This is a genomic window from Sphingomonas sp. BK069, from assembly GCF_014193405.1.
GTDB lineage: Bacteria > Pseudomonadota > Alphaproteobacteria > Sphingomonadales > Sphingomonadaceae > Sphingomonas.
Genome location: NZ_JACHZH010000014.1, coordinates 44,065 through 50,757, shown reverse-complemented (window position 1 = coordinate 50,757; position 6,693 = coordinate 44,065). Strand labels below are relative to the sequence as shown.

Annotated in this window: 7 protein-coding genes; 6 read left to right on the top strand and 1 reads right to left on the bottom strand. The window is 63.9% G+C overall.

Annotated elements, in window-relative coordinates:
- Nucleotides 1-889 (top strand): SDR family oxidoreductase (locus FHY02_RS21535; protein WP_183926206.1); only part of this gene is annotated, 889 nt, incomplete at its 5' end.
- A 31-nt stretch (nt 890-920) separates the two neighbouring features.
- Here FHY02_RS21535 and FHY02_RS21530 read toward each other — a convergent pair.
- Nucleotides 921-1,595 (bottom strand): TetR/AcrR family transcriptional regulator, encoded by a 675-nt coding sequence (locus FHY02_RS21530; RefSeq protein WP_183926204.1) that lies wholly within the window; start codon nt 1,593-1,595, stop codon nt 921-923.
- A gap of 221 nt (nt 1,596-1,816) precedes the next feature.
- On the opposite strand from FHY02_RS21530, the gene FHY02_RS21525 reads away from it, so the two are divergent.
- From FHY02_RS21525 to FHY02_RS21505, 5 genes are all read left to right on the top strand, one after another.
- On the top strand, nt 1,817-3,919 hold the full coding sequence (locus FHY02_RS21525; RefSeq protein ID WP_311731906.1) for a beta-glucosidase: 2,103 nt from the start codon (nt 1,817-1,819) through the stop codon (nt 3,917-3,919).
- A gap of 40 nt (nt 3,920-3,959) precedes the next feature.
- Nucleotides 3,960-4,151: a hypothetical protein gene (locus FHY02_RS21520; protein WP_183926200.1), complete on the top strand. Its 192-nt coding sequence runs from the start codon at nt 3,960-3,962 to the stop codon at nt 4,149-4,151.
- 70 nt (nt 4,152-4,221) lie between these two features.
- Nucleotides 4,222-5,067, top strand: coding sequence for an SGNH/GDSL hydrolase family protein (locus tag FHY02_RS21515; RefSeq protein ID WP_183926198.1), 846 nt, complete (start codon nt 4,222-4,224; stop codon nt 5,065-5,067).
- 91 nt (nt 5,068-5,158) lie between these two features.
- Nucleotides 5,159-6,166 carry a hypothetical protein gene (locus FHY02_RS21510; protein WP_183926196.1) on the top strand — a complete coding sequence of 336 codons (1,008 nt, stop codon included), beginning with the start codon at nt 5,159-5,161 and terminating at the stop codon, nt 6,164-6,166.
- Nucleotides 6,166-6,618, top strand: coding sequence for a hypothetical protein (locus FHY02_RS21505; RefSeq protein WP_183926194.1), 453 nt, complete (start codon nt 6,166-6,168; stop codon nt 6,616-6,618). Before FHY02_RS21510 ends, FHY02_RS21505 begins: the two co-directional genes overlap by 1 nt.
- Nucleotides 6,619-6,693 lie beyond the last annotated feature (75 nt).

Here is a 6,693-nt window from a genome sequence, read left to right as displayed (position 1 = left end):
GATCTGCTCCTCGCTGAACCTGGTCTTCTTCACATCCATCTCCTCACGAAGGTGGACTCTAGCTCAAACTGGCGGAGTTTCAGGGGAGCACGTCAGTGCTGCGCTCGTCACTGGCGGTACGTCAGGCATCGGCAAGGAAATTTCGCTGGAGCTGGTCCGGCGTGGCGTTCGCAAGCTCGTGATTGTTGCTCGCGAAACCGAGAAGCTCGATCAGGTCTCCGAAGAGATCGCCGCCCTGGAACCGGCGTGCGAGGTCCATACCATTGCACTTGATCTTGCCGAGCGAGATGCCGGCGCCAAGGTCCGCCAGAACGTCGACGAGAAAGGCTGGCCGGTCGAGATCCTGGTCAACGATGCCGGTTTTGCTCGTAAATACGTGTTCGCCGAAAATGTGGAGAGCGACCCGTCACTGCCGATGGTCGATCTGATGGTTCGCGCCGTCGTCGATCTGTCCCTTCAGTTCCTGCCCGACATGGTGAAGCGGGGCCGCGGAGGTATCTTGAACCTTGGATCGACTGCGGCCTACAGCCCTGTTCCCTTTACCTCCGTCTACGCGGCCGCCAAGGCGTTCGTGGTCTCGTTCTCAAAGGCGGTCCGCGAGGAAAATCGCGATACGGGCGTTCGGATCGCCTGCATCGTTCCGGGCATCACCGACACGAACCTAGCCGGGGACGGCCATGGCGAGAAACGCGGCACGCTCGATCTGGTCGGCATCGACAATCCCGCGGACGTGGCGAAGGGCGCGGTCGACGTGCTGGAAGCGAATGAGGCGGCGCGGACGTTCGGCTGGAACAACAAACTGTTGGCTGCCGCACAAGGCGTGCTGCCCGACTCCGCCAATGCATATCTGGTCGCCAAGTCACGTGGGCGGCCGGGTGACGAAGACTGAGTTTGGGCAATCGGCTCAAGGCAACATCACGCTACTTGTCCAAGCCTCTTGATCTGTAGAAATTGGTCAACAGCAAACCGTGCTCGACGACATACCAGCGCTGCTCGAAAATGCGGCGCTGGTCGGTTGTGGATGAATAGCCGTGCAGCGGCAGCGATGCGGCATCGTTGACCAGCAGATCGAAGAGGATCTCGCGCAGTTCCTCTGTCTCCAAAGGCGGGAGCGCGCCCTGCTGCTTCGCTATGTCCACCAATGCGTCGACGGGCGCGACGTAGCGTGCACGCACATGACCGAGCGCTTGCCGAACCGCCTCCTCAGTAATCGCCGTCAGCGCTAGACGTTGCAGCGCAAGCATCTTGTCTGCGCTGATCCGTTCGCGATAGCGCCACATCAGGGTCTGGAGGCTTGCGATCGGGTCGGCGACATCGGGGATCGGTGTACTATCAGCGTGCAGCTGCGCTGAATGACGAAGGATAACCTCCGCCAGTAATTCCGCCTTGCCGGGAAAGCGCCGGTACAGGGACATCTTGGTGATTCCGGCCGCTGCTGCCACCCGGTCCATCCGCGCAGCTTCGAACCCGTGCGCGCGAAAGATGTCAAATGCCGCCTCGATGACGCGCGCGTCGATCTGCTGCCGTTCGGCCTCGCTCGGCCGTCCGCGCTTGTGCTCCGATCGCTCTGAAGGCTTATTCGTCACAGTCGTCATGCCTCCTTTTATAGCGACAAAAGCGAACGATCGACCACGGCTAGGAACAAATATACCTCTGGTATATTTTGCCAGTATGCCTCCCGGAGATCGCGATGACTGCCAAAGTTCGCCTAGCCCTGTCATGCGCCGTATTGTCGTCCGCTGCGGCGGACGCTGTCGCGCAGTCAGCGCCGGTCGCACCGCTGCCCACGCAGAGCCGTTCGCCAGATGAGCGCGCGGTGGAGAAGGTCGCGCAGATGACGCAGGAGGAGAAATTCTCTTGGATCTCCGGCCCGATGGCGATCCCGATCGGGGATACGAAGAAGCCCGAGGGCGCGCTTGGGTCGGCAGCCTATTATCCCGCCATCCCGCGCCTCGGCATTCCAGCGCAGCAACAGAGCGATGCGAGCCTCGGCGTCGGCAATCTGGGCGGCGTTCGGCCTGGCGACAATGCGACCGCCCTGCCTTCCTCGCTGCTCCTTGGTGCAGCTTTCGATCCCGAAGGCGCGCGAGAGACGGGGGCGCTCGTTGGGCAAGAAGCGCGAGCCAAGGGCTTCACCGTCCAGCTCGCGGGTGGTGCGAACCTGATCCGCGAGCCGCGCGGCGGACGCAATTTCGAGTATGTCTCAGAGGATCCACTGCTGACCGGCGTGATCGCCGGCAGTTCTGTCGCCGGCATCCAGTCGCAAGGCGTCGTGGCCACGGTGAAGCATTTCGCGGTCAACGCGCAGGAGACCGGACGCGTGCTGGTCAGCTCCGACCTGTCCCAGGCGGCGCTGCACGAATCGGACCTGCTGGCGTTCAAGATCGCGATAGAGATCGGCCGACCCGGCTCGGTGATGCCGGGCTACAACCTCGTCAATGGCGAGTGGGCGTCAGAGAACGCCTACCTCATCAACAATGTGTTGAAGGGGGAGTGGAAGTATCCCGGCTGGGTCATGTCCGACTGGGGGGCGACGCATTCCACGGTCAAGGCGGCGCTGGCCGGGCTCGACGTTCAATCGGGCGCGAACCTCGATCCCGAGCCCTTCTTCGCCGCGCCGTTACGCAAGGCGGTGGCCGCGGGCACGGTGCCGCAGGCGCGCATCGACGACATGGTGCGGCGTCAGCTGCGCAGCCTCTACGCGGTCGGCGTCATCGACCATCCGCCGCAGCCCGGCGGTGCGATCGACTACAGCGCGCATCGCCTGATCGCGCAGCGCGCGGCCGAGCGTGGGCTCGTGCTGCTGAAGAACGAAGGCGACATCCTGCCGCTCGCCAAGGGGGCGAAGCGCATCCTGGTCATCGGCCGCCATGCAGATGCGGGCGTGTTGGCGGGCGGAGGTTCATCGACGGTGACGCCGGTCGGCAGCCTGTCGACCAAGGGCATGTCGTTCATGGGTACCGAAATGGAGAAGGTCTATCACCCATCCTCGCCGCTGATGGCGATCCGGGCGGAGGCCAACGCAGCTCGGGTCGATTTGCTCGACGGAACCGATCGTGCGGAGACGATTGCAGCGGCGCGCGATGCCGACATGGTGATCGTGCTGGCGGAAGAGTGGCGATCGGAAGGGCTCGACATGCAGGGGCTCGACCTTCCCGATGAGCAGAACACCCTGATCGACGGCGTGGCGAGTGCCAACGCTAAGACAATCGTGGTCCTGGAGTCCGGCGGTCCTGTCCTGATGCCATGGCTGGCCAAGGTGCCGTCCGTTATTGCCGCCTTCTATCCCGGATCGGGCGGCGGCGAGGCGATCGCCGGCGTGCTGTTCGGGCGAGTCAATCCGTCAGGTCACCTACCGATCACCTTCCCTGCGAGTGTTGCGCAGCTGCCGCATCCCGAGCAGCGCGATCCCGAGACGACGACGTCGAACCCCGGCATGAAACCGAAGGGCGGCGTCTTCCACGTCGATTATAACGTTGAGGGATCCGACGTCGGCTATCGGTGGTACGCCCGGCAGAATCTGACGCCGCTGTTCCCGTTCGGCCACGGCCTATCCTACACCCGGTTCCGCAACAGCGACCTGTCGGTGCGCGCGGCGAACGGCAGCATCACTGCCGGCTTCACCGTAGCCAACACCGGCGTGCGACCGGGCGCCGACGTGCCGCAGATCTATGTCACATTGCCGGGCGAGGGCGGCTTCGTCACGCGTCTGGCGGGCTTCGACCGGGTCGAGCTGGCGCCGGGAGCAAGCGAGCAGATCGAGGTGCGTATCGACCCACGCCTCCTCGCGCGGTTCGACGCGGATACGCGCCAGTGGCGGATCGCCGCGGGCCGCTACGAAGTCCGGCTGGCGAACGACGCGGCGGATCCGGGTATCCGCGCCACCCTCGATCTTCCGGCCGCAAGCTTCGCGTCCTGATTCTCACCCTGCCAAGTCACCTCCAAAGAAGGATTTTACGATGAAGACGATTCTCTCCGCCACCGTTCTGGCACTCACGTTGGGGGGTCTTTCCGCCTGCTCGACGCTGAAGGGCGCAGGTGTCGGCGCGGCAGGCGGCGCGGGCGTTGCCGCCGCGACGGGCGGTAGCGTCGAGAAAGGTGCCGCAGTCGGCGGTGCGGGCGGCGCGGCCGTCGGCACGGTCGTCGATTGACGGGGCGCGGCGGCCGGCGGCACGCTGGTCGCCGTCCTTCTCCTGCCATTTGGTCCGAGGTTCTTCAGCCATGCAATCGATGATCGGCGCGGCCATGGGGCTGGCGGTATTCGCCGCCAGTGCCGCCACCACCCAGCAAACGTCGCCCGCGCCAGTGGAGCGACAGACACGCTACGTTGCGATGGGCAGCTCCTACGCGGCGGGGCCCGGTATCCCGGCTGCCGCTGACGGGGATACCCGTTGCGCACGATCGACCAACAATTACGCGCACCAGTTCGCCCGCATGCGCCAGCTGACGCTGGTCGATGTCTCGTGCAGTGGTGCAACGACCAGGGATATCCTGAAGCGCTCGGGCACAACGCCGGCGCAGATCGACGCCGTGACCCCGGAAACCGCGCTAGTGACTGTCACGATCGGTGGCAACGATGTCGGCTTCGTCACGCTGCTGGGATCGGCCTCGTGCCGCCAGCTCGGACTGGCCAGGAAAGCGCCGGGCGGCACCTGTCCCACGGCCCCCGCGGTTACTGAGCGCAGCTGGAAGGATCTCGCAGCCGCGATGAAGCGCATCGCCGACGAGGTGCGGCAACGCGCGCCAGCGGCACGGTTGGTGTTCGTCGACTATCCGGTAGTGCTGCCGGCGCGAGGTCATTGCACGGCGACACCGATGACCCCGGCCGAGGCGGACGCTGCACGGGCGCTTGCCCGTCGGCTTGCGGCGGTGACCGCCGAGGCAGCCGAGGCGAGCGGAGCAACGCTGGTGCGCGCATCGTCGTTGTCGCGCGGACACGACGCGTGCAGCAATAACCCGTGGATTAACGGTTTTCCTCGCACGGGTCAGGCCCGCTTCGTGCCTTACCATCCCATTCAAGCCGGCATGACCGTAATAGCCAAAGCACTTGATTCAACAATCCGCTGAGAGTGCCTGCCGGGTGGAGGATCCGTAGAGCGGGAAAGACGTTGCTGCGATCCTCGCGTTACATGCCGTTCCGTCAAGGATCATCGAACTCATGACCGATTTCGACCGTGCCGATAATAAACATCGGCCACCCCTTGGCGGCACAAAGGTGCCGACCGGGAAGCCGTTGATCGTGACGCCGACCTTCGTCAGCCGAGTTGACGACACTCCTCGTGGCGAGCGGCCGCAGGACAGCGGCTCAGCCAAGAGCCGCCATGGTCATGAAGTGCACTTTCTCGACTGGCGCGCGAGTGCGTTGGCGCTCGAAGGTGATCCCAACCTCGCGTTCGAACACTGGGATGAATATTGGCGTAAGGTGCACGGCCCCAAATTCGCTTGGGACGAGCCAGGCAGTTCGTCCGCCAAAGTGCTACGTTACGATCAGGTGCACCGGGTCGCCTCGGGTCCATCGTCCGGTTTCCCTCTGCCATATCGGGCGATGGTGGACGATGATGGCCGGCTGCCGTCTGACCCCTGGAAGCGGGGGCCGGAATTCAAGCGGCCACGTTGGGACGGGCTCGCCTACATCGCCTATGCTGACGAGGATGATATCGAAGCGACGCTTGGTCAGGAGAAGTTTGCCAAGCGGATCATCGCAGACGAGCAAACCGCCTTTCGGATGGTGACGCGCGAGATCACGCGTGAACATATCTTGATCCCGAGCGAACGACATCGCGACCCAATCAGCCTGGTAAAAATCCACATGCGTAGGCCGGAGCTGTCCCGCGACGCGTTTCAGGCTCGCCTGCTGCACGATCACGCCGATCTCGTCATGGCGCAAGGAGCGACGAAGGAACTGGTGCGCCGCTACGCACAGCTTCACAATATCGGGTCGACCCAGACCGACCCCGAAGGATCGAAGATCGATGCGGTATCGATCCTTTCGTTCGCCTGCATGAACGATGTCGAGGATTATCTGGTGCACGCCGACCACGCCGCGATCGCGGCATCGGAGGATGCGCTCGCTGGCAAGGGCTCCGAGTGGTGGACCGCGGTCAACTATTCCGTGATCAACCGGCTCAACCCTGAAGTCATTACTCTCCGAAAGGAGGAGAACTGATGCGCCCTCTACCCGCAGCGGTGCTCGGCGGATTAGCGGCCGGCATCATAACCACAGCCGTCATGACCGTGGGCCGCAAGACTGGCCTTTTGGGCAAGACCCTTGATCGCGATGCAGTCGACTGGATCGACGATCTCACCGGCAGTCGCGACGTCATCGGCGACACAGGAACGAGCGTGGTGGAGTTTGCCAATCATCTCGGCGCGTCGGCCGCTTTTGCCGTGGCATGGCCGACGTTGCGGCGTCTAGCGCCCGAGGCTTCGGTACCACTCGTCGCGGCAGCGTATGGCACGGCCCTTTATGCGGTGAACATCGCCGGCGTTGCGCCAAGACTCGGCATTACAGAAGGCGAAATCGAAGCCGGACCGCGAAAGGCAGCGGAGCGTTGGATGGTTCACGTTGTCCAAGCAGTTGCGACCGGAATGCTAGCTGAGCGGCTTACCGATCGATAGCCAGCCTCGGAGCACGCCCCCACAGACACGGCAAGTGGCTGTGGGGCGTCAATTAGGATTCGACTACGACACGAG